We start from the raw sequence: 26,537 nt of genomic DNA, 5'->3' as shown, positions 1-26,537 counted from the left end.
ATCTATATCTATAAAATCATAGATAAAAATCCGTAATAAAAATCACTATCAAAAACCTAATAAATAGAGAATAAAACTTGTAAATGAAGATAAGAGAGCAATAAAAAAAAGAATCATGGCAATTGTATACCATGATTCTCTATTGCTATTTATGAGCAAGGAGTACTAGTGAGCGGGCTCGATGGTTCCATTAAACGTTTGAGCTATAAAGTCACGAACCGCTGGAGAATGGTAAATTTGAACTAACTGTTGATAAGCCTCGTTATCTTTATCCTTTTCTCGCGTCGCTATCACCATTATCGCTAAAGGGGCTTGTTTCGATTCTAAATAAATGCCCTGCTGTTTTGGGTCAAGCCCAGCTGACATCACATAGTTCATGGTAATGGCTGCCGCATCAACCTCGTCTAATGTGCGTGGTAATTGCGCTGCATCAACTTCGATAAACCGAAATCCTCTTGGGTTCTCTACAATATCATTAAGTGTCGCGTTAAACCCCACACCATCACGTAAAGTAATCACACTAGCATCAGCAAATAACAGTAAGCCTCGCCCACCATTAGTAGGGTCGTTAGGAATAGCAATACGAGCTTGATCCGGCAACTGCTCAATTGAACGATACTTATTGGAATAGATGCCCATACGCATCAAGATAGATTCACCTATCGAGACGAGGTTAGCCCCATGATTACGGTTGTAGTTGTCTAAAAATGGTTGGTGTTGATAGCTATTGATATCAATGCTGCCATCTTCCAGTGCGGCATTCGGGGTAATGTAATCAGAAAACTCAATGACTTTTACTGTTAAGCCTTGCTTTGCTGCTTCTTTGGCGACCGCTTCTGCCACTTGCGCATGTGGCCCAACCGTTGCCCCCACTTTAATTTCCGTTTTATCTTTCTGGCCACACGCGGTTAATCCCACAAGTAGCGCGCCCCATAATACCCACTGACTCAACGTTTTCATGATTGGCATCCTTTCTCTTTAAACTCAATTAGACATCTAGAAGTCCATAATAAAGGGAAATTTCCATTACGCAAGCGGTGATTGATCCAATATCCGTCTCGTGGGGAATTTTCCACCCTAAGAAGGATTCCCCAAAAGTGGACATAATCGTATTTTAGAGGGCAAACGATATTTGCTTTTTTTAAACACACTTATTATATTAGCTAAAACTTATTTAGATACACCTAACAAAGAGGTTTTCATGAAATCGTATTCAGAACTACTTAAAGATCAAAACACCCTCGGCAAAGCATACAAACAGCAAAGCCCTGATACTCTTGCTGCCTTTATGCAGCTTCATAAAGCCGCCATGGCTCCTGGTGAACTTGATCTCAAAACAAAAGAGATGATTGCGTTGGGTATTGGTATTGCAGCACGCTGTGATGGCTGCATTGCCGCTCACGTGTTTGCCGCCCTCAAAGCGGGAGCAACCAAAGCAGAGTTAGTAGAAGTAATTAACGTTGCGGTACTGATGGGTGGCGGCCCTTCCTTTACTTACGGCACTCAAGCATTAGGCGCGATTGAAGAGTTTGAAGACAAGTAATGACCTGACTTAATCCCTCACTGATAATGGTACTGGTGGGGGATTAAGTTAAACACTGTTTGGTCAGTGTTATCGCCGTGTTATTTGATCAAAGATCCCACCTTGTGCAAAATGGATTTTATGCGCTTTCTCCCATCCTCCAAAACGTTCATCAATAGTAAATAGCTCAAGTTTGGGAAATAAATCGCTATATTGTTCAGCAATGGCCACCGCTCTTGGGCGATAAAAATGGCGAGCCGCGATGTCTTGCCCTTGGGATGAATACAAATATTCCAAATAGGCTTGTGCTACAGCGCGTGTATTTTTTCTATCGACAACTCGGTCAACTATCGCAACCGTTGGCTCAGCTAGAATTGAACGGCTTGGAACGATGATTTCTACTTGCTCATTTTTTAATTGATTCGTGATCAACAGCGCTTCATTTTCCCAAGCAATTAATACATCACCCATTTTCCTTTCAATGAAGGTATTTGATGCGGCACGGGCTCCGGTATCTAAGACTTTTACATTATCAAAAAGCGCTTTAACAAATTGCTGAGCTTGGCTTTCATCATCTTGATTTTGTGATAAAGCATACCCCCACGCAGCTAAATAATTCCAACGAGCCCCGCCTGACGTTCTGGGATTAGGTGTAATAATATCAATACCGGCTTTCACCAGATCATCCCAGTCATGGATATTTTTAGGGTTCCCTTTTCGAACCAAAAATACAATCGTAGAGGTGTAAGGTGCTGAATTATGGGGTAAGCGGTTTAACCATGATGGATCCACTCTACCCACATTCGCTATGGCATCAATATCATAAGCCAATGCTAAAGTAACAACATCGGCTTCGATACCATTCATGACGGAGACCGCCTGTCTCCCTGAACCACCGTGTGACTGTCTAACGGTGACCGTTTGCCCTGTCTTTTCTTTCCAATACTGTGTAAAAGAGGCATTGTATTGCTGATAGAGCTCTCGGGTTGGATCATAAGAAACATTCAATAGAACAATGTCTTTCGCAGCGGCATTACCCGCAAAAATAAATAGAGATAAAGTGAGTAGCCATTTACGCATCGATCATCTTCCTTAGTGAATATGCTGATGAGTAAACTAACACAACACTTATTCCAATATTAGCAATGTAAATTCATTTTATATTCCATTTGGAAATATAAATCTTTCATAAACAGCCTTGAATTTCACCATAAATAGCCAGCTTCCCTCATGATAAAGCTCACCTCACAGAGGCGCTAAAGAAATTAGGCCCCCAAAAAATGAAGAATATGACGCTATGGCTGAATGGTAGTAAATTCAACTTGCCAGCGTGGTAACCCATTGACGGTGGGTAATCGCTGCTGGCTTTTTACTTTCCCTTGAAAATAATAAGGCGATAAGGGGTATGACTGAGCATGATCAATAGCAAAATAGAGTGTCGCGGGCTGTTGATTCAATTGCTGAGCCGTTAAGTAGCCCACTAACGCATGTTCAAACTGATGGTAGCCATTGCCCCAGTGAAACGCTTTGGTTGATTTTGGATTTAGCCCGACACCACCATATTGTTCATCTACCCATACATCCATAAAGGCTTGAGCGGTGGACAGTAGTACAGGCTCTGCTGCGCCCTCTAATAAAGAAAGCGTCATGGCGGCTTGGTCAAGCTCTGCCCATTCCCAAGATGAAATGCCATTACTAAATGGTCGACTACGCCATGCTTTGATCGGATTGGCTTGCCACTGCGTCTCCGTCATCTCTGGGACAAAGGCTTGAATAGCCGAATAGTTAGGGACATATTGTGCATGTTCAATAATGTGTTGCATCCCTTGTTTAGCCAGCTGTTTCCAATCCTCTTGCTGCAATAAGACCCCGGTGAGATAAGTCATCCAATAAGCTTTAATGGTGTGCCCAAAGTCATTGTGTTTGGCTTGTTGTGTCATCACCGCGGGGTGGTGAATTGCCCCATAGAAACGTTGTTCTTGCGGGGAATAATAATGCGTCAGCATCACCTCGGTTAGCCATGATAAATCGGCTAACCAGCGGCTTTTATGTGGTTCTGGTAATAAAGGGGCCACCAATAATAAATACCCATTAATTTGATCTAGCTGCGCCACCAGCTCTCGCTGTTTGGTACTTTCGCCATCGCCATCGTTTAGTACCCAAGCTAACCCTTTACCATCAGCAAGCCGATATTGGTCAAAAATAAAACGTTGCTGCTTAATCAGTACCTTTTCTACTTGTGGATCACGCGTGAGATAATAATACATCGCCAACCCAACCAAAGCGTACGCTTGGTCTTGTGAGGTCCGTTGTTGCCATTCGAGCCCAACCTGACCATGTTTGGTAAAACTGATAAAGCCGCCATGTTCTTTATCTTGTAAATGATGAATTAAATACTCCGCCCCTGCCTGAGCCAATTGCAAAGCTTGAGGATCGCCCGTTAAGTGATAAAGCACACCATAAGCATACGTTTGCCGTGATTTCATTCGGGTATACTCTCGGCCAAAATGTGGTGTAATCCAACTTTTATTGAGTTCTTGGCATACTTTGGTCACCTCCAGAACTTGTCCATTATCACAGCGAAAGGTTGGAAAGTTTCCTACCGGACGCCCTTGGGCACTCTCCATCATCCAATAGGGCGCTAACCCTTGCTGCGCATGAGTAAGCCATGCTTGCCCATCAGGAAAACTCGGTGGTGAAAGCGGCTTGGCATTTATTCCTGAACAAAGCAGCGCAGCACTCAGGGCAAACAAACGGATTGGCGTCGATTTTTTCATCATGTAAGACCTTAAAACAAATGAGTTAAGGACTATACAAAAGAGCAGTCACACATTTCGTTGAGAAAATCACAGTTGTTTAGCCCTAAAAAGAAAAAGCCCAATATGGTCGGCATATTGGGCTTTTCATTCATCAATCCTATTTTCAACGCCGAAAATGACGCTCTCGAGCAGCTCGCTCTTTGTGTGCTGAGGCCGCCTTGGCTTGAGATTTTAAAATCGAATCAACCGTCAATTCCATCGGTTCTTTGGGTTGAAGCCCATGGGGAAACGTTCGAGCACGAGGGGATAAGTCATACTCTTCACCAGAGGCTCTTGGCATACGTTTAAAACGATACAGGTAAAAGTTCTCTAACTTCTCTCTTGCCCAATCCGTTTTCTTCAAATATTTCACACTGCTCGCAATTGATGGATTGGTATGAAAGCAGTTAAAGCGCATCGCCGTATCTAAAATATCCCAACCATAAAAATCCACCAGCTCTTGCAATAATGTTTCTAACTTCAGGCCATGGAGTGGATTATTTTGTTGCAACTCAATTCTTTCTTCATCAGTCATCATTATGAGTTCCTTATATGAAGGTAGCAGGGCGCGGGATTCTATCAGAGTTCATCAAGCTTCCCTATGATTTTCATCATCGCCCATTTGTATTTGTTCAGCCTTGTGAGCCTTTAAGCGGCCACCGGAAAATCCAGTATGCTGGTTGCAACCGTGAAATAGATGATCACACCAACTGCATCGGCAATCGTGGTCACTAATGGCGCACTGGCCGATGCAGGATCAAACTTAAGCTTGCTCAGAACAAAAGGTAACGACATACCTATCACTGAGCCAACGACCACCACAATTTGCATCGTTAAGGCCACCACCAGAGCGATTTCAGGACCACCTCGCCATAAGCCCAGTAATGAAACCGCCATAGCCATCGTGATTCCTAATAGGCCTGCGATAAAGAGCTCTTTAGCCAACATTTTGGCCCAATCTTTACCAATCACTTCACCCGTAGCGATGGCGCGTACCATCAAGGTTGCCGATTGCGCCCCCGCATTCCCACTACTTCCGATCAATAGCGGCAAAAAGAATACCAGTGCCACATAGGCTTGGATGGTATCTTCAAAATAGGCAATACCGGCACCAGAGAACAGGTTACCAAACACCAACAATACTAGCCAAAATACCCGTTTGCGGTACATTAACCCAACAGAGGCTTCTTTTAAGTTACCCGCAAAATCCACAGCGGCCGATTTATGAATATGGCGATCGGCTTCTTCTTCCGCCACGTCCATTGCATCATCATAAGTCACAATACCGACCATTCGATTTTGATGATCTAACACCGGCAGTGCTAATAAGTCATATTTACTGATCGCTTGTGCTGCCACATTTTGAGCTTCATCCACTCGAACAAAGATCAACACTTGTGTCATGATCTCAGCGACCGTTGCACTCGGTTCAGAAACGACAAGATCGCGCAGTGATACCGTTCCTTGCAAACGCTGCTGCGCATCCACAACGTAAGCCAAATAGATGGTTTCCCGCTCTCTGGCAATACTGCGCAGTTGACGTATCGCTTCTTCAACCGTGTGGTGTGCTTCTAAGGTGGCGAAATCAGATGTCATCACCGCACCCACACAATCTTCAGGGTAAGAAACTAAACGTTCAATATCTAAACGTTCTTCACTGTCCATTTGATCCAAAACTTCGCTTTGAAATTCTGGTTCCAACTGGGTCAGTAAATCAGCACGTTCGTCATGTGGCATCAACTCTGTCAGTTGTGCAACCTCTTGTGCGTCTAACTGCTCAGCCAACTTTTCTTGCCAACGGAGTGAAAAATACCCAAACAAAGCCGCTTGCTTTTCTAGCGAAAGCAAGAGCAATAGTTGCCCCGCTTCTTTAGAAGATAAGCTTTGGTTATCCAATAACTGAGTAAAAGCCTCAGCACAGTCAGCAAGAGGATGTTCTTCAACAAAGCGTTGCATGGCCTCAGCATTTTGGCTGATGTGTAGTGCCATAAGATCTTGGGTCATGATAGTGATCGACATCTAAATACTCTTTCCGTTGTCTAGGTGCACGAGATGAATTACATGCAAATGTTTGATTTTAGCACAGCGATAACACTCTCAGTGAACTGAGCAAGTCGCTTGGCATACATAGTGTTCGATAAATGATTGCTCAGTTAATCACAGTAAAAAGCTTTGACACAATCGGCTAAAAAGTGATGTTCAACAAAGTAGAGCATAGCCGATTGATGCTGACTCATACGCAAAGCCGATCGTTCTTGAGTCATGATAGCACTAGTCATTATTCGCTCCCCTTAGTGCTTCCAAAAACGCATAAAACGCGTCCAGCCAGATGATGTTTCAACAAGGTCTTGGTTATTCAGCTCAAGTTGATGACGAATAATAGTACGAGCAGCATTCACTTCTAATACACCAACCACTCGATGGCGACTATCCAGTATTGGCAGTACGGGCCATTGACTCTTTCTAAGTTGCAGTGCAGCAGGATAAGCTTCACTTAGAGCAAAGGCATAATGGTTGTTCCCTTGAACCAGTTCTGTAACACACTGTGTTTTATCTGCACATAATAATCGGCTAATAGCGACTAAGCCTTGATATTCAGCGCGATTATTAATCAGTGCAATCACATGTACCGTTGAAGAAAACAGTGGGCTCGCCTTGAGCATAGTGATCACTTCATGCACCTGTAATTGGTCGCTGACACAGAAAAAATCACGTTTAGCATGGCTTAACACTGCACCTTGTATTGGGGTACGGGCTTTGTTTACCTCAGCGGTGTAATGTGAACGAAAAACTGTCATCTTTGTCTCTCCTGAGTTTGGCTCAGGACAAAGAAACCTGGTGCTTAGAACCAAAAATTCGATGACTAAACGAAAAACGTTTAGCACAAAAAATTCAAAGCACGACATGTCGGCTCACAGCATGTGAGCATCAGTCATAGGTTACGCACGGGCAAAGTTTGCCTTATTGCGCAAAGTATTAACGTATGGAATTAACGATGGAAGGAAAGAGTTCGCTTTGCCAAGGGTGTTTACCGCCTGACAACAGCTAAAGAGGATTTAGCGACAGGCTAGCAAGAAACCGTTGGTGTTTTCGAACCATCGAAAAGACCATACTGTGATATTCGACTACTCGACGAGTCCATAGGTTTCTATTGTACCTCGAAAAAATTAATGGGAACCGGTAGATGTGCTAATTCTATCACTGTTGAAAAATCAAGCGAAGCAACCTACCGCCTTAAGCGAGCAAAATGGTATGGTTCGATGATTAAAAAGTCAATCACACATTGAGCGCTTAAGCTAATTTTTACACTAGCCTGACACAAAGCATAACCTCCCCTACACATAAGCAGAATAAGCAGAGAAAAACGTTGTTGTATCTCTCCTAACGAAGCTTATCTAAATTCACCCCTAACTTCTCCCCCAACCAGCGCACTTGCGGCTCACTATGATCATCAATATCGTTTCCTGAAACAGGATGGATCAACACACTTAACTCTCCACGCGCTTTATCTAACCAATCAATAAAATCGGACTGCTGCTCGGAAAAATGAATTTCAAACATTGGCTTACGATGAGGTCCAACCAACCGTGGCACCAATGAAAATAGGCGAAGGATCTGTCCAGATTGTTCCGCTAAAATTTTTTGCTGCAATGATTGCGCTTGATTTTGTTCGGACAAATCAAAATAAACATGGGCATGGTACATCATATTCTCCTCTCTGTTTTGTCAATTATACCTCGCACCTTCTCGCTTCCTATCCTCGATGGTTGTTCAACTTAATTGAAATTTTTGAATAAACTCTCGGTAATTAACTCAGCCCCACTGCCTTTTTGTGTCGAACATCACACTCCAATACATAAAAAAAATGAATAAATTAACATTAATTTTACAAACAACCTAATATATCCAAGCAAACAAACACAACAATTCATTAACAGGGATACCTCTATGCAGTCATTTGTTGATTTTATTAATGACATAATTTGGAGCCCGGCCTTGGTGTATTTATGCCTTGGTGCGGGTTTATTCTATTCCGTACTGACACGCTTTGTACAAGTTCGCCACTTCTTTGAAATGTGGCGGCTTCTGCTTTCTGGAAAAAGCTCATCCAAGGGGATCTCCTCCTTCCAAGCGCTTGCCGTTTCATTATCAGGACGAGTCGGAACTGGTAATATCGCTGGGGTGGCAGCGGCCATCGGTTTTGGTGGCCCTGGTGCCGTCTTTTGGATGTGGATGGTGGCTTTTTTCGGCGCAGCCACCGCTTATGCTGAATCTACGTTAGCACAGATCTATAAAGAAGAAGATGAAGGTGAATTTCGTGGTGGCCCAGCTTATTACATAGAAAAAGCCATGGGACAAAAATGGTACGCTTGGCTATTTGCTATATCGACCATTTTTGCCTGCGGTTTATTGCTACCCGGTGTTCAGTCTAACAGTATCGGAAATGCTGTAGAGGCGGCATTTGGTTCAGGACCTATGATTGAGACAGCGATGGGGACTTTTAGCTTTGCTAAAGTACTCACCGGAACGATCATTACGATTATGCTTGCCTTTATTATCTTCGGCGGTGTGAAACGTATCGCACACTTTACTCAAGTCGTCGTCCCTTTTATGGCTCTCGCTTATATCATCATTGCCTTTGTCATTATCCTGCTCAACATTGGTGAAGTCCCACGCATCTTTATGATGATCTTGTCTGATGCTTTCACGCCAATGGCAGGGGTCGGTGCGGCTATTGGCTGGGGGGTTAAACGGGGCGTTTATTCTAATGAAGCAGGGCAAGGTTCAGGCCCTCATGCAGCAGCAGCGGCGAATGTTGAACATCCCGTGCAACAAGGTTTAGTTCAATCATTCTCTATCTATATCGATACCTTGCTCGTCTGTTCCGCCACCGCATTTATGATCTTAATCACCGGTGCCTATAACGTTCATGGTGCCGATGGTATGATGCTGGTGCAAAATCTCCCCATCGAAGTCGCCGCCAATAGCCCTGAATTTACTCAGTTTGCCATTGAAACTGCACTTCCTGGAATAGGGAAGACTTTTGTGGCATTTGCTCTGTTCTTTTTCGCCTTCACTACCATTTTGGCCTACTACTATATTGCTGAAACCAATGTCGCCTATATTCGCCGAACATTGAGAGTTGAGGGGCTGATGTTCGTCCTTAAATTGGCCATCATCACGGTTGTTTTCTATGGCACGGTCAAAACTGCCAACCTTGCTTGGGCGTTAGGTGATGTGGGTGTTGGCTTGATGGCTTGGCTGAATATTATTGGAATTTTAATTATTTTCTTCTTATCAAAACCGACCATTATTGCTTTGAAAGACTATGAAGAACAGCAGAAACAAGGTGTGAAAGAATACCTATTTAACCCGGTAAAACTAGGTATAAAAAATGCCACCTATTGGGAAGAAAGATACAAACGGAAAACAGGCCAAACACCTAATACAGACTAATTACTTTCCCCTACCTTTCCCTTGTATAGTCGAGTTTAGATTCTGACTATAAAAAAAGCTGGCATTATATCTAATGCCAGCTTTTTTAGAAAAAATCAGTTCAGTTAAGCGGTAATTTCTTGAGCCATGGGCGCAACCACTTTCTTCTTCTCACCGATAGGTAAAACCGTACGGCCATATTCATTGTTAAGGACCTGTGCCATTGCGAAATAGATCGCACTTGCACCACAGAAAATCCCTTCAAAACCTGCAATCATGCCAATAAATTCACTGCCAGTGAAATCACGGATAGCCAATAAAGCGAAAAGAATCGTTAAAGAACCAAAGACCACTTGTTTTGCTACAGGATAACAAAGTGAACCAATGAACATAAAGCCAGTAAAGATACCCCATAATGCCAAATACCATCCCATAAAGTTGGTAGGGCTAGCGGGTAACCCCATGTATGGCATCACGATCAAACCAACTAAGGTTAACCAGAATAAACCATAAGAGGTAAATGCCGTTGTACCAAAAGTATCACCACGTTTAAAACACATGATGCCAACGATGACTTGGCTAAGACCACCGTAAAAAATCCCCATAGCGAGAATCATTGAATCGATCGGAAAAAATCCTGCATTATGAATGTTAAGCAGAATTGTCGTCATACCAAACCCCATCAAACCGAGCGGTGCAGGATTGGCTAATTGATTAGACATTCAAATTACCTTAAAAATATGTTAATAAAAATACGCGCGGATTCTATTGAACAAATAGTGAAAAAGGAAAAGTCATTTATGAAAACTTATTTTCCAAAAATGATAAAAATATAATGGGTGATAACAGGGAAGAAAACAGGAAATGATTTCGCCTTATCCCCCTATCCATAACGAAAGGATAAATAAGGCGAATGAAGTAAATGGATTGTTTAAGGGGTAATTAAAAACCAAGGATCGCCTTGAGTAGGAAGGTTACCCTGAGACCACCACTTAGCCTGATAAAGAACACCCTGATAAGTGACTTGATCGCCACCATAATATACTTTGCTCATATCCCAAACTTCTACGCCATCGATCGGTGGTTCACCAGGCAACTCAGGCTCTGTTGGTGTTAATTCATCAACCACACGAACCTTAGGCCAACTTGCGTGCGACTGGTATAAATTCGTGACACACCTTTCGTAATCTCCTTCCACTAAAGCAGAATAAGCCGTCTGAAATCCCACTAAGTTACATTCAAATGAATAGCCTCCTGGGCGATCTGGGTAATAACGCCAGTTACCATCCCAGTTGGTATACAAAACGTCGGTCGCCCCATTGAGGTTCAAACTGCCATAAGGCGTTTGTTGCCAACAGGTGTTTTGCTCATCCGCTTCAATCGGAATTTGATAATGTTCAGCCAGGCCTTCCCAATAGCGAATACGGTTCACAGGCTGACCTTTCTCTTTGTTCTGCTCACCACATTCGATTCCACCATTAATGACATTAATGGTGGTCCCAAACCCATAACCGATGCCCGCATCCTGTTCCCGCTGTGAGGGAACCCAAGTTCTATCAATAACATGTAACATCGCAGGCTTAGGCGCTTGTGGTGTCAAAAAAAACCAAATGGCAGAAGCCAAATTGAGCCATGAATCGGCAACCAGCCCGGGGTTATTGAGTAACATTGTTGCATCCCCCTCAAACATAACCTCAGAGAAAGCACCATAATTAAAGTGATATGAAAGCTGTTTTGCGCCCCGTCCAAAATAACCTTGTCCATCACCACAAGGCCATTTCCGATTTTGCCAGTCATTTTGTCCACACCCAGAGAGGTAACCTAATTGGCCTTCTGACCAGCCCATTTCTCGCACATGTACCAGCGCTTGTTGCCACTCTTCAAGCCCAAGTGGATTATCGGAAAGGTTCTCTTTGGCAATATGCCCTCCCGTTTCTTGGGCAAAATGCGCAAAGGCGGTCACAATCGATTTTTTACAAATCGCATCGGCATCTCGCCCATCACTATAGTCACCACAAAAAGCAGGAAACTTCCCTATGGCTCGTAAAAATCGGGTATAGGTGTATTCAGGTGCCGCCATATGAGTGAGAAAATCCCATTCATGTTCAGGGAAAACCCGCTCAACCCGTTTGACGTTATCCGGATTCGTCGCCAATCCCGGTTCAATCGCTTCAACAATGAGGTTAGATGTCGTTCTCAAAGCTTGAGCCCAAATCTCATACATCGGGTTCGCTGTTTTCGCTTTCTCTACCGCTTGTAAGTCTGCCCGAGAAAGAAGATAACCGTTAACAACTTGAGGATCGGGTTGGATATTCATCGAAGAGAAAGCAGGGAATACATACGCCATCCCGACCAACCACGCAGCAACTTTTCTTTTAAACATATTCACGTCCTTGACATCACAAAAAATCATCACTACTGATCATAGAGATAAAAATATCGTGATTAATCAATGGACGAAGAATATTTCACTCAATGCGAGGCAGTTCTCCATATTGATGATAACTCAGCAAAAGAATTTTCTAAGATTCTGAGATCTGCCCCGTTAAACGATTGAGCTTTTGAAATAACCAACCTAGAGCAATCAAAGAGCCCCCCAGCCCTAAAAAGCTCACGGCACGCCAAAAACCATCGAGAGAGCTAACATCCCATAAAAACACTTTTAGTGCAGCCCCTGCTAATATCGCCATGCCTATCCGCTGTAAAGCAGGAACCTGATAAATGGCACCACGCCAAGTTAGTCCACCACCAACGACAAAACCGGCTATCGAATAGCTGAATAACTCAGCCATACTGGTTGGTTGAAATAACGTCATAGAGCTCGCTTGCCAGAATTGGCGAATAGACATTCCTAACCAGAGAGCCGCAAGTGTCGCACTGGTAATCACAACCCACTGACGAGGTATACGTAAAATAGGCCAACCTTTGACGATAGCCGACATCAAAATACATGCAGGCAACAACCAGCCTAACGTTAACATGTTAAAAATAGGAATAGCCTGAGCAGAGACTCTCTCCCCCCAAAGAGGTGACTCAATCGTATTGAGCAAGAGCACCAATCCAAAGAAAATGCCCCATAACATATAGCTATAGACTTGGTAAACGAGCGTGAGGCTCTGTGCAAATTGGCTACGGTAGCTATAGATAAATCCCATCACTAACGTTTGGTTAGCAAAGATAATCGCCGATGTAAAATCAAGATAACTCAAATAACCATATTGCCCTGTCAGCCAATAATGCGTTTGAGTAAAAATCGTCATAAGAAGAACGTGTAAACATGCGCCTTCAAACCAACAAGAGAGCGCTGTATCCACTTTTCTTAAACGCATACGGGCATAGCTCAAAATAAAGAGAGCTGGTAAGTAACTAACCGCTCCCCAAAGCCAATGGCCACTTTCCACCGGTTGCCAAGCGGAAATAAATGGTAAGAGAGTCAAACGGATGACCAATAGCCCCATCGCTACTTTTACAGCCCAATTCGCTGGAGGAAAGCGGACTGTCTGGATCTGTACCGTCATGATAAAAACCTGAACAGCCATCGCTATCGTTAACCAAGTATTGCTTAACCAAACAAATAAACAACCCGCAACAATTCCATGAACCACCGCCGAGCAATGAGAAGCCAAAGAGTGAAAACGGCGAGCAAGGAGAAAATAACTCCCCGAAATTCCCAGAGTAAAACAGCTCCATAACAAGGCATACTGGGGAATAAACCAATGCAAATAAACCAAAGTACTTAGAGAAATAGCCGGCACTAACACAAGCAATAATCGAATATTAAATGGAGAGCGATCACTCAATGCCTGACAAAAGACCCTCATTCCAATCAATATGATGCTCATCGCTAATGCTAACCAAATGATCGACCGCCACGGTGAAGAAGCACCTGCATCACTCACAATAGCAATAATAAAAACAGCGACGGTTCCAGTCAGTATCGTGGGTAAAAAAATTCTTAATGACCATGTTTTTCGTAAGGCAGGCAACCAAACCATTGCTATCACTAACAAGTTGAAGTAGATGAACTGTAATGGGAGCATATCGGGTATGTTCGTGATAGATAACAGCAACATCAGCACCATAATGATTGAGATAACCACAGGAGAGTGGCTCCACCACTTTTGACAATGACGATAACGGGGTATCAGTCGCCAACCCATTCTTGGTACAAGAAAAATAAGATAGAGGGTAAAGGAAAGATAAAGGAGAAGCCATGAAAAGAGCCTATCCTCAGGGATGCTCTCTATCATTATCGTCATCCATACCATATGAGGTAGGGTAATACTTGGAGAAAGCCACGACTGACGCATAAGTTGCATTAACAAGGTTGCAGAGATCGAAATCAATGTAATGTAACCCGCAAGTAGATAATAATTAGGTTCGCCACTACTGATCCACAGCGGTGCAGAATAGCCCCCTATTAATCCAAGCACCGCCATTAATGGCCCCTGACGTCGAGATAAAGCGAACCCCGCCATAGCCACCCCCGCAAGAATCCATAAAGAAAGCGTCGGGCTCAACATTTGGTAGACAATAAAAGCAAAAATAACCGTACAGTAGATCCCCATTAATCCAGCACCAGTGATGGATGCTGGAACATAGGTAAACCCTTTAGAACGTATTGCTCGCTCTGGTGTTTTTTGCTCTTGACGATGAAGCCATTCGCCAACAAAAACAACAGCCAAAGAGAGAGCCAACGCCAACATCACTCTCATTAGCGGCGAAAACTTAATTTGGCTACCAATAACTTGCATCAGGTAACCGCTCCCCACCAACATAGCAAGAGCACCAACCCAGACTAACCAATTCTCTTTAATATTAGTGATTAAGTTTTTCAACGGTTTTTCTAACACATGCTCATCAGAGATAGAGAAACTAGAGAGGTGAGCCTCATTGACAGTAGCACTGACTGATGCCACGGTTGTGGAGCTCAAATCCGTTGCCGAGTCATAGTTGGAGAAACTATTTTGGGGAGAGGGATCAGACGTTATTTGGGTTAAAGAGAGCGTTGAAGCAGAATTCCTCACTTCCTCGGTCATACTACAAGAACTCGCTTGTTCAGCATTATGAAAAAACAGACTACGCAACGTCTGTAATTCACGTTCAAGCAAGGAAAGTTTACGCTCTAATACGGATATTCGACTCGTAGCTTTAAATCCATGAAATAACGCGAACAAGGCAATAATCACAACAAATATGGTAAACAAGCGTCTCTCCCTATCCTATCTTCTATTCCTAGCTTAGCTTGCGCTGGGTACTCGTATGGTTGATACACGGATATTATATCAGCCCCACAACAATGCAACCGCATGTATAAGTAAGATCTTAAATGAAAACTTGATCTTGGAATTCAGCTCTCTTTTAAAAATGAAATCATTGCTACAGAGTTGAGTTTGTCGAACGTGACTGATGCTGAAGTTCTGCCGAACTTACTCAAGCAAACACAAAGAAGGGCCATTGAGATCTCAGGTGATGGAGCTTATGACACCAAAGATGATTACGAAGCTATTCGTCCTCCAAGAGAAGGAGCGACATTCTGGGAGCTACAGTCGTCCTCGAAATCTTAGTGTAGCGTGTCAGAAATTGTATTATATGGTTCAAATAAATACTGGAAGCAACAGTATGGTTACCACAAGCGTTCTCTCTCAGAAATGGCTATGCATCGAGTGAAGCAATTACTAGGCGGTCGGTTGAACTTGAGAAATGACAATGCTCAAGTGGGTGAAGCTTATGCAATGATAAAAAATTAAACAAACTTACTGGGTTAGGTATGCCTGAAACTTGTCGTATTGACTAAGAAACGCGAACGAGAGAAACGGGGAGACTCGGCCTCTAAACTGAATAATGAAACAAAGCCTTCAAGTTCCCTAATGATCACAACTAAGCCTGTTCATCAACTAATCCTGTTCATCAATTGAGCGTGAATCTGACTAAAAATGTTCACACTTTCACTCAAAACAAATATAAGATTAGAAATGTAACTTTCATAAATAATAATTTCAAAATAGTGTTACATAAGTCTAATAATTAAATTTAAATCTTGTAAATAAACAACAAAATATATAACTTCATAAGCTTTTGATAATGAAATTTTTGATGTGAAAATTAACTTAATTGGTTTTATTTTAATCATATTGTTGAGTGTTAAGATGAGTTTTGGAGAAAAAATATTGAATAGAGAACAAGGTAACCAATACACACCACAAATTAACGGCATATTAACAAAAAAAGGCAAACCGATTGACAATCAAAAGATTAACCTTAGCATTGGTTTAAGCGCTTCAGGAAAATCAATAGACTTATCAACATTCACTGACAGTAATGGTCAGTTTGAATTTTCTCCTGTGTATGAGAAGAAAGAGATCGTTAAAGTCCCTCTTATTGAACATTATGTAACTATTGTTTTAACCGCAGAACTAGATATTGATAAAAGCATTATTATTTGGGAAAGTTCGTTCGATGGCTATGAAATAGAGGATTACGTAAAAAACAATATGGCTAATCTAGTCTGTGATGCTGCAAACCCTCTTAAGTACTTTGCTTTTTCAATTGATGATGAAGAAAACGATGATTACTACGTAAATAGTCAATGTGATTTATTTGGATATATTGACTCTGACTTATATGGGAGTTAAAAAATGCAGTCACTATCACCAAGGTTATCATCTAGAATCGCAGAAATCCCTTATTCTTTATTTGCAACAAACGTTCGTAATGTTAGTGGTTATATAGCAAAGTTCTTTACATTTGATCTACGGAATGATGTCAGAAAAGGAACAACAAGTGGCTTTATGGGATTTGGTGGAATGACATCAGATTTTGTAGCGATAGGTCGAGGTAAGGGCGACTTTGCCGATACTTTAGTATTTTCCTTCCGAGGCACTCAAGTAAACATTGGTGATATTATGACCGATGGAAACATTGGGATATCAGGTACCTCATCCGGTTACAGAGTTCATGCTGGGTTCGTAAATCTCTTCAATACAATAAAGCCACAACTTGCAGCATACATCGCTTGTTATTCGAAAAAGAACATGAAAGCACCGAAGGCAATACACTGTGTAGGTCATAGTTTAGGTGGTGCTCTTGCTTCATTAGCAGCAGACTGGGTGAAGAGTCATTATGGCTATAGTGTACATCTATATACTTTCGGCGCACCAAAAGTTGGCTTCAAACCATACGCAAGAAGGGTGCTAGATGCTTCATATCGCTGCACTCATGGTGCGGACCCAGTCCCTATGTCTCCTCTTTGGCCATTTACTCACGGTGGTATTGAGTATCGGCTAGATGGAAGTTCTGGCATCTACTTCTGCGCTCACGGACTAGGAAAAAAATCTGTTCCGGGGTATGTCAATACCGCTACAAGTAATGAGTGGTCGGCACTACAACCCAAGTCTCAAACTTACCTAGAACGCAACGTATTTCTTGACTTCAACAATAGATATAATGCTCGGATGACTGATGGTTGGGTAAGTAAAATAGTCTCTTCAATTTTGACCTTACTAAGAGTTTCAGGTCTGGGTCATATAATACAACAAATAGCAACCGTAGGCCTTACCGCTTGGGATCAATTAGCTAAAGCTATGGCGTACATTTCAAAACTAAAAAACGAGTATACAGAACACGTGCGCGGTATTTTAGGTCACATGAATGTAATGTCAGGTAGCGCAGAGATCGACCTATCGAGTATTACTTATAGAGTGATAAAACTTTGTTTTTCGAGATTAGTAAGAAGGCTAGGCAGTCATGTTAGAAACGCACTAAATATAGTAGAATAACACTAATAAAACTAACCATTGTTATTAAATAACCCCATAAGCACTTAATAAATTTGATTAATTATTTAAAATTAAGAAGGTGAATATTTTCGTGTTTTATTGGAAGTCAGTGGTTAATAACTTTACATAACGATAATCTAAGTGTTTTTCCATAGTGCCTTTTTCATCAAAGGCTCTGTTAAGACTTTTTCGAGACCATCACGGTCATTGACTTTGTAAAGTTTATCTTTGGGTTTGAAATTGTGTAACTTGGTATCAGTTAGCATGTTTTGACCTATTATTCTTGTTTGATACAATGTCCCATCAAAATACCACAGTCAAACCGTGCTTGGCGTTGCCATACATGCCAAAAATGACTAAGCCAAAAACAAAAAAAGTCCGCCATTACGCGGACTTAAGGTTGATTTAGTACTTGTTAATGCCAGACCTTTCTTAAAGGAGCATCATTCCCACTCTAAGATCAACAAGAATAAAATATATCGACATAACAGCTAGTTAGAAAGGTGGTCCTTGTCGATACCATCACCGATACCATGCGCAGAATTTTTTATTTTTTGCTGCTCGTCGACACATTTCATAACATTCCAAACTTATACCATAGTAGCTTTTTCCGTAGCTCCTTTGCGACTACCAACCACCAAAGCAAGACTTAGCAGCGTAATTAATGAAGCAGATAAATAAAGCGTACTAATATTCCAATGGCCTAAAATTCCTGCTCCTAAAACGGCCCCCATACCAAGAGCGCCATTGAAAATAGCAGCATAAATAGCTGAAGCTGGTAAAGCATCATCTTTCGCTAATCGGATGATCCATGTTTGAAGACCGACGAATAGTATCGCAACACCAAGCCCCCATCCGGATACGAGTAGCAATGTCATGACTTTGCTGTTAACAGTCGGAAGACTAATTAACGTCAAACACAACGAAATAAGTAGAAGCCCAGTGCTAAGGACTCTCTTCAAATGGTTGTCTATGTACATTCCGCACATAATGTTGCCAACTATACCAGCAACACCAAATGTCAACAAACAGATGGAGATCCAACTGTTTGGCAGAGCAATCACTGAAGAAAATAGCACCTCAACATAAGTAAATGCAGCAAAGTGTGAAACGATACCACAAGCCGCAATAAGGTAGACAATTCTCAACTTCGAATTTCGAAACACAGAGAAGAGTTGCCCCCTTCCCAAACGCGGTGTACCTGACACATGCGGAAGACTTAAAGCCAGAGTTAAAGCCGTAACAACAGATAATATTGCTAAAAGTAAAAACGATGATCGCCAGCCAGCATCAGAGCTTATCCAATTAATCAGTGGGACACCTAACACACTCGCGGTTGAAACGCCGCCGAAAATAATGGCAGTTGCTTTCCCCACACTACTTTCTGAGACCAACTGTGCTCCCAAAGTACCAATCATTGCCCAAAAAGCACCATGAGCAAGAGCACCAACGAGCCTGGCAACTAGCAATACGCTAAAACTATGACTGACAGCTGCCACACCATTAGACACCCCCAATAATAACATCAGTCCGACTAACAATGGTCGACGGGGTAAATGGCTAATCATCATAACTGAAATTAAAGCGGCAGCAGCACCAAGCCATGCATACAAAGTAACCACTAACCCTGTAGAACTAGCACTCTGCTGCATATCCTGTGCAATCGAAGACAACATACCTATTGGTGCTAACTCAGTAGCAACAACTGTAAATGACGCAATACCAAGCATAAAAACAGCGACCCAGCTGCGCCAATTTGTGTGGTTTAACGGGCTCAAGCGTTCACTCCTTTCATACCTTCAGTTGTATAACGCTCCCCTGCGGGCTGAAATTCTCGCACTGCTGATTCAATGCGGGCCAAATCGGCTGCCGTTAATACGACATCAGGAGCCCCCAAATTATCAATCAAATGCTTCATTTTCTTTGTACCCGGAATAGGTACGATGTCAGGTCCCTGTGCTAATAACCATGCCAATGCAATTTGTGCCGAAGAGCATGATTTACTACTGGCCATGCTAGCAACCACCTGTGTTAGCGGCCGATTTGCTCTTAGGTTATCAGGCGTAAATCTCGGTAATGATTGTCTTGCATCTTCAGGAGTAAAGTCACTGTCAGGCGTAATATTCCCTGTCAAAAAACCACGCCCTAATGGAGAATAAGGAACAAAACCAATACCTAATTCTCTACAAGTTGGCAAAACATCTTGCTCCACATCACGGGTCCACAGTGAATACTCGGTCTGCACGGCACTAATTGGATGAACAGCATGCGCTTTTCTCAGTGTACTTGCGCTGACCTCAGATAAGCCAATATTTGCAATTTTCCCCTCCTTAACCAATTGAGACAACGTAAAAACGGTTGTTTCTATAGGCACATTAGGGTCTAAACGATGGATATAGTATAAGTCGATGCATTCAACACCTAAGCGGCGTAGTGAACTCTCACAAGCACGACGAATATAATCTGGACTATTATCAATGACTCGTTGGTACTCCCCAGGACGACGCACAATTCCACACTTAGTCGCAACTTTAATTTCAGCACGGCTTTCTTTCAAAAACTCCCCAAGTAGCTGCTCGTTATGATAATGGCCATAAGTATCTGCGGTATCTAAAAAAGTGCAGCCAAGATCAATAGCTTTATGGAGTACCGACTTGGATTCGGCGTCATTTCTGGGCCCATAAAATTCACTCATGCCCATACAGCCTAACCCTATCTCGGAGACTTCAAGACTTTGACCTAATACACGTTTCTTCATGATTGATATCCCTTGGTTTACGTTGAGATATTCAGTATATTTTCCGAAAGTGGAGATTTATATGCACACAAACCGCAATCAGATTTCCGAAAATGGAAATCTGCCCCCCCCCGTCTTTGAATTGGGATGATACCAGGATATTTCTCGCCATCGCTAGAGAAGGCACATTAAGTCGCGCAGCAAAACGATTAAATTTAGGGATTGCCACCACTTCTAGACGTTTAGAACGTCTGGAGTCGGCTCTACAGACTCGCTTATTTACGCGTGATCAACAGGGCTATACATTAACCGATGAAGGCAGAGATCTGATTTCACCGGCTGAAGCCCTAGAGCAAGCTGGCTTTGCTTTTGGAGGTGCTACGTATCGTAATAATGATGAAGTGATGGGTCATGTACGCCTGGCAACAGCGCAAGGATTGGCCGATCATCTAATTATTCCAGCCATGCCAAAACTTATTGCGGCTCATCCAAATTTAACCGTGGAGATAGTCACGGGCGTGTCCACCGTTAACCTACACCGACGCGATGCTGACATTGCCTTGCGTATGGTAAGACCGGAACGGGGTAATGTGAGCATCCGTCGACTAGGTACACTAGGGTTTGGGCTTTACGCCTCACAAGACTACGTAAACAATAGAAAGAGCTCAGACACCACTAGCCTATCTTTCGAACATGATGATTTCATAGGGTGGTCTGAAATGCAGCAAAATTTGCCAGCAGCACAATGGTTAACAAAAATGTTAAGAGGAAAACCTTGTCGCTTAATCACAACCAGTCTGTCAGCACAAATGAGCGCTGTAGAAGCAGGAATTGGAATGGCTATACTCCCTCATTTTATTTCTAAGAAAAAAAACTTGGTTTGTGTCCAAGGTGATGTGGGTTGTGATCAGACTATTTGGTTAGCTATTCACTCAGATTTGGCACACTCACGTAGAGTTAGGGCTGTTGTTGATTTCCTAGATATGCTTGTCTCTGAAAACCAACCATCATTATCCCGATAAAAAAATGCCAGTCAGTAAAACTGACTGGCATTGCATTTATTGGCTTAAGGCTTTAATCGCTATTGATAGCCCCCTACTCCCACTCAATGGTCGCTGGTGGTTTACCAGAAATATCGTAGACCACGCGAGAAATACCATCGACTTCATTAATGATTCGATTCGACACCTTACCTAAGAAATCATAAGGTAAATGCGCCCAGTGTGCAGTCATAAAATCAATGGTTTCTACAGCGCGTAGTGAGACAACCCAATCGTATTTACGGCCATCCCCCATGACGCCAACAGAGCGCACTGGCAGGAATACCGTAAAGGCTTGAGAGACTTTGTTATACAAATCAGCCGCATGTAACTCTTCAATAAAGATAGCATCAGCACGACGTAATAGATCGCAATACTCTTTCTTGATTTCACCCAATACACGTACACCAAGGCCTGGGCCTGGGAACGGGTGACGGTAAAGCATGTTGTAAGGCAAACCAAGCTCTAAACCAATTTTACGCACTTCATCTTTAAATAACTCACGTAATGGTTCAACGAGGCCCATTTCCATATCGTCAGGAAGGCCGCCCACGTTGTGATGTGATTTAATCACATGCGCTTTACCTGTCTTAGAGGCGGCTGACTCAATCACATCCGGATAAATCGTACCTTGGGCCAACCATTTCGCATTTTTCAGTTTTTTCGCTTGTTCATCGAAGACTTCAATAAATACATGACCAATGGTTTTACGCTTCTCTTCAGGATCTGATTTTCCTTCCAGCGCTTTTAAGAAACGTTCTTCCGCATCCACTTTGATGATATTTAGGCCAAACTTATTGCCAAACATATCCATCACTTGCTGGCCTTCGTTGAGACGTAATAAACCATTATCGACGAATACACAAGTCAGTTTATCGCCAATCGCACGGTGTACTAACATTGCAACAACAGAGGAATCGACTCCACCAGAAAGCCCGAGGATCACTTCATCATCGCCCACTTGCTCTTTGATACGAGCAATCGCATCTTCAATGATAGACTCAGACGTCCACAGACGTTCACAGCCACAAGCGCCAAGAACAAAGTTTTCCAACATTTTTAAACCTTGTTTTGAGTGTGTCACTTCTGGGTGAAATTGAACGCCGTAGTATTTCTTCTCTTCATTCGCCATAGCCGCATAAGGACAAGTTTCAGTCGAACCGATTTGAACGAAGTCTGCTGGGATCTCGACCACTTTATCACCGTGGCTCATCCATACATCAAGTAAAGGGCGACCATCTTCGGCTAGTGCATCTTGCAAACCTTCAAATAGTTTAGACTCACCGGTAACTTTCACTTGCGCATAACCAAATTCACGCTCGGTTGAACCGGAAACTTTGCCGCCCAATTGTTCTGCCATCGTTTGCATTCCGTAGCAAACACCCAGCACAGGAACACCGGAATCAAATACGTATTGAGGAGCACGAGGTGAATGGCTCTCTGTAACGCTTTCTGGGCCACCAGACAAGATAATACCGTCAGGGTTAAATTCTCGGATATCGGCTTCTTCTACATCCCAGCTCCATAATTCACAGTAAACACCGATTTCCCGGACACGACGAGCAACCAGTTGAGTATATTGAGAACCGAAGTCTAAAATGAGGATTCGTTGATCATGAATGTTCTTGGTCATTATTAAGCAATCTTATCAGCTAAATTAAGAAACGGAGGCGAGTCTACTCGCCTCTCGATAGGTCATCAAGGAAAAAAGCAAACGTTTACGTTTAACCCATACGGTAATTTGGGGCTTCTTTTGAAATCTGTACGTCATGAACGTGAGACTCTTTCATGCCAGCACCTGAAATACGGACAAACTGTGCTTGAGTTCGTAATGCTTCAATATCTGCAGAGCCCGTTAGCCCCATGCATGAGCGTAGGCCGCCCATCTGCTGGTGTACGATCTCTTTAAGGTGACCTTTATAGGCAATACGGCCTTCAATTCCTTCTGGAACCAGTTTATCGGCGGCATTGTCTGTTTGGAAGTAACGATCAGACGAGCCTTTAGACATCGCACCGAGCGATCCCATGCCGCGGTAAGCTTTGTAAGAACGACCTTGATAAAGGATAACTTCACCTGGAGCTTCTTCTGTTCCGGCAAACATAGAACCGACCATCACACACGACGCGCCGGCCGCAATCGCTTTTGAAATATCACCAGAGAAACGAATACCACCATCAGCAATAACAGGAATACCATGTTCATTAGCAACGCCTGCCGCATCTGCAATAGCGGTAACCTGAGGTACACCCACCCCAGTAACAATACGCGTGGTACAGATAGACCCTGGGCCAATACCCACTTTAACAGCGCTAACTCCGGCTTCAATCAATGCACGAGCACCTTCAGCCGTTGCAACGTTACCACCGATAATATCGAGATCAGGATAAGCCGCACGCGTTTCACGAATACGTTGTAATACCCCTTCTGAATGACCATGAGAAGAATCAATCAGTAAGACATCCACGCCCGCTTCAACCAATGCTTTTACTCGCTCTTCATTACCAGGTGCAGCACCAACAGCGGCCCCAACTCGTAGTCGGCCTTGTTCGTCTTTACAGGCATTGGGTTTGCTTTCTGCTTTGTAGAAGTCTTTTGCGGTGATCATACCGGTTAGCTGAAAATCGTCATTCACGACCAAGACTTTTTCAACACGCGCTTTATGCATACGTTCTTGAACCTCTTCACGAGAGGCACCTTCTTTAACCGTTGCTAGGCGATCTTTCGGTGTCATCACATCCGACACCAGTTTAGAAAGATCCGTCACGAAGCGAACATCTCGACCAGTAATGATCCCAACCAATTCATTATTTTCTGACACCACAGGGAAACCAGCAAAACCGTGTTTTTTGGTTAAAGTCATCACATCGGCAATCGTTGCGTCAGGGCGAACCGTTACAGGGTTGGTAACCACACCCGCTTCAAAGATCTTAACTTGGCGAACTTCTTCTGCTTGCTGTTCAATAGACATGTTCTTATGGATAAAACCAAGACCACCTTCTTGTGCAAGAGCAATTGCTAGGCGCGCTTCTGTTACTGTATCCATCGACGCTGAAATCATCGGAATGTTTAGCGTGATATTTTGAGTAAGTCGGGTACGAAGATCGGCGGTGTTCGGAAGAACAGTAGAATGTGCAGGAACGAGTAAAACGTCATCGAAGGTTAGTGCTTCTTTAGCAATTCGTAGCATTAGCAATATCTCACAACATAGATGTTAAAGAGTATTAAATCCACTTCATCGTTTCGCAGAACAAAGGGATTTAGATTTGATATTGCGGAGGGATTATACGCCCTGAGTAATCGATTGACCACTCATTTTTTTATTTTTAATTTGCAATCCCCCCCTTGATATGTATTATATTGCCGCTAATTTCCATACTCACGTCTGGTTCAATTAGCGGTGCCCTCCTTGACTCATCAAAATATTTATACCGTCTCTCGTCTGAATGCAGAAGTTCGCTTGTTACTTGAAAATGAAATGGGCGTGGTATGGCTCGTCGGCGAAATCTCCAATTTTTCAGCTCCAGTTTCTGGTCACTGGTATTTAAGCCTCAAAGATAGCCGAGCCCAAGTAAAATGCGCCATGTTCAAAGGCAGTAATCGTCTTGTTCGCTTCAAACCACACAATGGTCAGCAAGTCCTAGTTAAGGCTCGCCTCTCTCTTTATGAGCCTCGTGGTGATTACCAAATTATTATCGAGAACATGCAACCAGAAGGCGACGGGAGGCTACAGCAAGAGTTTGATCAACTCAAAATGCAACTTGCTGCAGAAGGGCTATTTTCTCAACAGCTAAAGAAAACGCTTCCAGAACATCCACACTGTGTTGGCATTATTACCTCAAAAACAGGAGCCGCACTGCATGATATTTTACAGGTACTCAAACGTCGTGATCCTAGCTTACCGGTGATCATCTATCCAACCTTGGTTCAAGGAGAAGATGCCGCATTGCAAATAGCTCAAGCCATTGGCTGTGCTAACTCACGTGCAGAATGTGATGTATTAATCGTGGGGCGAGGTGGTGGCTCACTGGAAGATTTATGGTGTTTTAACCACGAAATTGTTGCTCGAACCATCGCTGCCAGTGAAATTCCAATTATTAGTGCTGTCGGACATGAGATTGATGTCACCATTGCCGATTTTGTCGCAGATATGCGAGCACCAACGCCTTCGGCTGCTGCTGAAATGGTCAGTAGAGATAATAGCCATAAAAAGCAAAAACTGGCGAGCTATCAACAAAAACTGGCGGGCGCGATACGTTACTATTTCACTCACCAGCAAGCTCATTTAAAGCAGCGACAGCATCAGTTGGATAAACAGCATCCCATTCATCGGTTACAGCGCCAACAACAGCAGTTAGACGACCTGAACTTACGTGTAGAACGAGCAATTCAACGCTATTTATCGACCGCCAATCAGCATGTTGCAAGGTCACATCATCGTTTACAATTACGTTCCCCAGAAAAACAGCTACGAGAGCAGAAACATCGTTTGATCTTATGTGAGGGCCAACTTACCACGGCCATGGAACGAGCCCTACTCGCCTCCCAGCATCGCTATACCTTACTCATCGATAAGCTAAATACGGTTAGCCCACTAGCGACACTCTCACGTGGCTATTCCATCACTCAAAATGATCGAGGGAAAGTGATCCACAGCGTTGATGAAATCAAAAGGGGTGATAAGCTGGTAACACGCCTTGCACAAGGAGAAATACATTCCACGGTAGATTAATCGATTTTATGAAACTCGATTCGAACCCGTGATTTGGATTTCAACTCATTACACTGATTGCAGAAATAGCTCGCAGCACCGCATGCCTGAAGCTTTTCTAATTCTCCAGCACAGTCAGGACAATACGCTATTTTCTTATAATGAACCTGACACAGCACACAATAGTACTGTCCATCCCACTCTAGCGTATGATCACATTGTGGACAGACTGCATCCATAATTTCTTTCCTATGTTCTTTTTCCTTGGATAATAACGTTAAGGCATTAAGAGTACAAACCTATCATATTCACTCAAATGCACGTTTATACCCTACTTTTTAATCACACTGCCACAAGAGATCACTATCTGATCTTTTGCTTTATTTAGCATGAGCAGCGATCTCCTATCAAAAGAACATTTATATCACCACAGCCCGAAAGCATAAGTTACATATTCTGCATTTGCATTTTAAACAGATAAAAAAACTAATCACGTGAGAATAAAGCACAAAATTCA

22 protein-coding genes and 1 pseudogene are annotated in these 26,537 nt (G+C 42.9%); 7 read left to right on the top strand and 16 right to left on the bottom strand.

What is annotated here, in order from left to right; translation table 11 throughout:
* Positions 1-165: 165 nt before the first annotated feature.
* A complete protein-coding gene (locus B5D54_RS06520; RefSeq protein WP_078925721.1) occupies positions 166-969 on the bottom strand; it encodes a MetQ/NlpA family ABC transporter substrate-binding protein in 804 nt (267 codons plus the stop codon).
* Positions 970-1,201: 232 nt separating this feature from the next.
* On the opposite strand from B5D54_RS06520, the gene B5D54_RS06515 reads away from it, so the two are divergent.
* Positions 1,202-1,543: a carboxymuconolactone decarboxylase family protein gene (locus B5D54_RS06515; RefSeq protein WP_078925720.1), complete on the top strand. Its 342-nt coding sequence runs from the start codon at positions 1,202-1,204 to the stop codon at positions 1,541-1,543.
* 69 nt (positions 1,544-1,612) lie between these two features.
* Here B5D54_RS06515 and B5D54_RS06510 read toward each other — a convergent pair whose 3' ends face one another.
* From B5D54_RS06510 to B5D54_RS06485, 7 genes are all read right to left on the bottom strand, one after another.
* Entirely contained in the window at positions 1,613-2,602 is a 990-nt protein-coding gene (locus B5D54_RS06510) for a sulfate ABC transporter substrate-binding protein (RefSeq protein ID WP_078925719.1), read from the bottom strand.
* 215 nt (positions 2,603-2,817) lie between these two features.
* On the bottom strand, positions 2,818-4,299 hold the full coding sequence (locus B5D54_RS06505) for an AGE family epimerase/isomerase (protein WP_115174020.1): 1,482 nt from the start codon (positions 4,297-4,299) through the stop codon (positions 2,818-2,820).
* Between the two features lie 145 nt (positions 4,300-4,444).
* Positions 4,445-4,858 (bottom strand): VF530 family protein, encoded by a 414-nt coding sequence (locus B5D54_RS06500; protein ID WP_078925717.1) that lies wholly within the window; start codon positions 4,856-4,858, stop codon positions 4,445-4,447.
* 110 nt (positions 4,859-4,968) lie between these two features.
* Positions 4,969-6,339: a magnesium transporter gene (mgtE, locus tag B5D54_RS06495; protein WP_172459883.1), complete on the bottom strand. Its 1,371-nt coding sequence runs from the start codon at positions 6,337-6,339 to the stop codon at positions 4,969-4,971.
* A gap of 134 nt (positions 6,340-6,473) precedes the next feature.
* Positions 6,474-6,599 carry a hypothetical protein gene (locus B5D54_RS17435; RefSeq protein ID WP_269117593.1) on the bottom strand — a complete coding sequence of 42 codons (126 nt, stop codon included), beginning with the start codon at positions 6,597-6,599 and terminating at the stop codon, positions 6,474-6,476.
* A gap of 12 nt (positions 6,600-6,611) precedes the next feature.
* Positions 6,612-7,118 (bottom strand): CBS domain-containing protein, encoded by a 507-nt coding sequence (locus tag B5D54_RS06490; RefSeq protein ID WP_078925716.1) that lies wholly within the window; start codon positions 7,116-7,118, stop codon positions 6,612-6,614.
* 583 nt (positions 7,119-7,701) lie between these two features.
* Positions 7,702-8,025 (bottom strand): DOPA 4,5-dioxygenase family protein, encoded by a 324-nt coding sequence (locus tag B5D54_RS06485; RefSeq protein WP_078925715.1) that lies wholly within the window; start codon positions 8,023-8,025, stop codon positions 7,702-7,704.
* 243 nt (positions 8,026-8,268) lie between these two features.
* Here B5D54_RS06485 and B5D54_RS06480 point away from each other — a divergent pair, with 243 nt between their 5' ends.
* On the top strand, positions 8,269-9,777 hold the full coding sequence (locus tag B5D54_RS06480; RefSeq protein ID WP_078925714.1) for an alanine/glycine:cation symporter family protein: 1,509 nt from the start codon (positions 8,269-8,271) through the stop codon (positions 9,775-9,777).
* A 104-nt stretch (positions 9,778-9,881) separates the two neighbouring features.
* Here the strand turns inward: B5D54_RS06480 and B5D54_RS06475 are convergent, their stop codons facing one another.
* From B5D54_RS06475 to B5D54_RS06465, 3 genes are all read right to left on the bottom strand, one after another.
* Positions 9,882-10,478 (bottom strand): acetate uptake transporter, encoded by a 597-nt coding sequence (locus B5D54_RS06475; RefSeq protein WP_078925713.1) that lies wholly within the window; start codon positions 10,476-10,478, stop codon positions 9,882-9,884.
* A gap of 209 nt (positions 10,479-10,687) precedes the next feature.
* Entirely contained in the window at positions 10,688-12,139 is a 1,452-nt protein-coding gene (locus B5D54_RS06470; RefSeq protein WP_078925712.1) for a chitinase, read from the bottom strand.
* A 139-nt stretch (positions 12,140-12,278) separates the two neighbouring features.
* Positions 12,279-14,963 (bottom strand): DUF2339 domain-containing protein, encoded by a 2,685-nt coding sequence (locus B5D54_RS06465; protein WP_078925711.1) that lies wholly within the window; start codon positions 14,961-14,963, stop codon positions 12,279-12,281.
* 126 nt (positions 14,964-15,089) lie between these two features.
* Here B5D54_RS06465 and B5D54_RS06460 point away from each other — a divergent pair.
* From B5D54_RS06460 to B5D54_RS06450, 3 genes and pseudogenes are all read left to right on the top strand, one after another.
* A pseudogene (locus B5D54_RS06460) lies at positions 15,090-15,553 on the top strand (transposase); the annotation flags it as partial.
* Positions 15,554-15,854: 301 nt separating this feature from the next.
* Positions 15,855-16,391: a DUF6795 domain-containing protein gene (locus tag B5D54_RS06455; RefSeq protein ID WP_238095306.1), complete on the top strand. Its 537-nt coding sequence runs from the start codon at positions 15,855-15,857 to the stop codon at positions 16,389-16,391.
* A 3-nt stretch (positions 16,392-16,394) separates the two neighbouring features.
* Positions 16,395-17,534 (top strand): lipase family protein, encoded by a 1,140-nt coding sequence (locus tag B5D54_RS06450; RefSeq protein WP_078925710.1) that lies wholly within the window; start codon positions 16,395-16,397, stop codon positions 17,532-17,534.
* A 590-nt stretch (positions 17,535-18,124) separates the two neighbouring features.
* Here the strand turns inward: B5D54_RS06450 and B5D54_RS06440 are convergent.
* The gene (locus tag B5D54_RS06440) at positions 18,125-19,312 is read right to left on the bottom strand and encodes an MFS transporter (RefSeq protein ID WP_078925708.1); all 1,188 of its coding nucleotides are present in this window, start codon (positions 19,310-19,312) and stop codon (positions 18,125-18,127) included.
* On the bottom strand, positions 19,309-20,292 hold the full coding sequence (locus B5D54_RS06435) for an aldo/keto reductase (protein WP_078925707.1): 984 nt from the start codon (positions 20,290-20,292) through the stop codon (positions 19,309-19,311). The genes B5D54_RS06440 and B5D54_RS06435 overlap by 4 nt, the downstream gene beginning before the upstream one ends.
* Positions 20,293-20,384: 92 nt before the next feature.
* On the opposite strand from B5D54_RS06435, the gene B5D54_RS06430 reads away from it, so the two are divergent.
* Positions 20,385-21,293: a LysR family transcriptional regulator gene (locus tag B5D54_RS06430; protein ID WP_078925706.1), complete on the top strand. Its 909-nt coding sequence runs from the start codon at positions 20,385-20,387 to the stop codon at positions 21,291-21,293.
* Between the two features lie 73 nt (positions 21,294-21,366).
* Here B5D54_RS06430 and guaA read toward each other — a convergent pair whose 3' ends face one another.
* On the bottom strand, positions 21,367-22,944 hold the full coding sequence (gene guaA, locus B5D54_RS06425; RefSeq protein WP_078925705.1) for a glutamine-hydrolyzing GMP synthase: 1,578 nt from the start codon (positions 22,942-22,944) through the stop codon (positions 21,367-21,369).
* Positions 22,945-23,035: 91 nt separating this feature from the next.
* Positions 23,036-24,499 (bottom strand): IMP dehydrogenase, encoded by a 1,464-nt coding sequence (gene guaB / locus B5D54_RS06420; protein ID WP_078925704.1) that lies wholly within the window; start codon positions 24,497-24,499, stop codon positions 23,036-23,038.
* Positions 24,500-24,709: 210 nt separating this feature from the next.
* On the opposite strand from guaB, the gene xseA reads away from it, so the two are divergent.
* Positions 24,710-26,041, top strand: a complete 1,332-nt coding sequence (gene xseA, locus B5D54_RS06415) for an exodeoxyribonuclease VII large subunit (protein WP_078925703.1) — start codon at positions 24,710-24,712, stop codon at positions 26,039-26,041.
* On the opposite strand, the gene B5D54_RS06410 is transcribed toward xseA, so the two are convergent.
* Positions 26,038-26,259: a zinc ribbon domain-containing protein gene (locus B5D54_RS06410; RefSeq protein WP_078925702.1), complete on the bottom strand. Its 222-nt coding sequence runs from the start codon at positions 26,257-26,259 to the stop codon at positions 26,038-26,040. The genes xseA and B5D54_RS06410 overlap by 4 nt on opposite strands.
* Positions 26,260-26,537: the final 278 nt, after the last annotated feature.

The sequence above is a fragment of the Vibrio cincinnatiensis DSM 19608 genome (assembly GCF_900167345.1).
Lineage (GTDB): Bacteria > Pseudomonadota > Gammaproteobacteria > Enterobacterales > Vibrionaceae > Vibrio > Vibrio cincinnatiensis.
The sequence above is the reverse complement of the archived record's forward strand: the minus strand, read 5'-3'. Positions and strand labels throughout refer to the sequence as shown.

What these genes read in the sequence shown, in the direction of transcription:
- B5D54_RS06520 (WP_078925721.1), bottom strand. Translation starts at nt 969, where the DNA reads ATGCCAATCATGAAAACGTTGAGTCAGTGGGTATTATGGGGCGCGCTA.
- B5D54_RS06515 (WP_078925720.1), top strand. Translation starts at nt 1,202, where the DNA reads ATGAAATCGTATTCAGAACTACTTAAAGATCAAAACACCCTCGGCAAA.
- B5D54_RS06510 (WP_078925719.1), bottom strand. Translation starts at nt 2,602, where the DNA reads ATGCGTAAATGGCTACTCACTTTATCTCTATTTATTTTTGCGGGTAAT.
- B5D54_RS06505 (WP_115174020.1), bottom strand. Translation starts at nt 4,299, where the DNA reads ATGAAAAAATCGACGCCAATCCGTTTGTTTGCCCTGAGTGCTGCGCTG.
- B5D54_RS06500 (WP_078925717.1), bottom strand. Translation starts at nt 4,858, where the DNA reads ATGATGACTGATGAAGAAAGAATTGAGTTGCAACAAAATAATCCACTC.
- mgtE (WP_172459883.1), bottom strand. Translation starts at nt 6,339, where the DNA reads ATGTCGATCACTATCATGACCCAAGATCTTATGGCACTACACATCAGC.
- B5D54_RS17435 (WP_269117593.1), bottom strand. Translation starts at nt 6,599, where the DNA reads ATGACTAGTGCTATCATGACTCAAGAACGATCGGCTTTGCGTATGAGT.
- B5D54_RS06490 (WP_078925716.1), bottom strand. Translation starts at nt 7,118, where the DNA reads ATGACAGTTTTTCGTTCACATTACACCGCTGAGGTAAACAAAGCCCGT.
- B5D54_RS06485 (WP_078925715.1), bottom strand. Translation starts at nt 8,025, where the DNA reads ATGTACCATGCCCATGTTTATTTTGATTTGTCCGAACAAAATCAAGCG.
- B5D54_RS06480 (WP_078925714.1), top strand. Translation starts at nt 8,269, where the DNA reads ATGCAGTCATTTGTTGATTTTATTAATGACATAATTTGGAGCCCGGCC.
- B5D54_RS06475 (WP_078925713.1), bottom strand. Translation starts at nt 10,478, where the DNA reads ATGTCTAATCAATTAGCCAATCCTGCACCGCTCGGTTTGATGGGGTTT.
- B5D54_RS06470 (WP_078925712.1), bottom strand. Translation starts at nt 12,139, where the DNA reads ATGTTTAAAAGAAAAGTTGCTGCGTGGTTGGTCGGGATGGCGTATGTA.
- B5D54_RS06450 (WP_078925710.1), top strand. Translation starts at nt 16,395, where the DNA reads ATGCAGTCACTATCACCAAGGTTATCATCTAGAATCGCAGAAATCCCT.
- B5D54_RS06435 (WP_078925707.1), bottom strand. Translation starts at nt 20,292, where the DNA reads ATGAAGAAACGTGTATTAGGTCAAAGTCTTGAAGTCTCCGAGATAGGG.
- B5D54_RS06430 (WP_078925706.1), top strand. Translation starts at nt 20,385, where the DNA reads ATGGAAATCTGCCCCCCCCCGTCTTTGAATTGGGATGATACCAGGATA.
- guaA (WP_078925705.1), bottom strand. Translation starts at nt 22,944, where the DNA reads ATGACCAAGAACATTCATGATCAACGAATCCTCATTTTAGACTTCGGT.
- guaB (WP_078925704.1), bottom strand. Translation starts at nt 24,499, where the DNA reads ATGCTACGAATTGCTAAAGAAGCACTAACCTTCGATGACGTTTTACTC.
- B5D54_RS06410 (WP_078925702.1), bottom strand. Translation starts at nt 26,259, where the DNA reads ATGGATGCAGTCTGTCCACAATGTGATCATACGCTAGAGTGGGATGGA.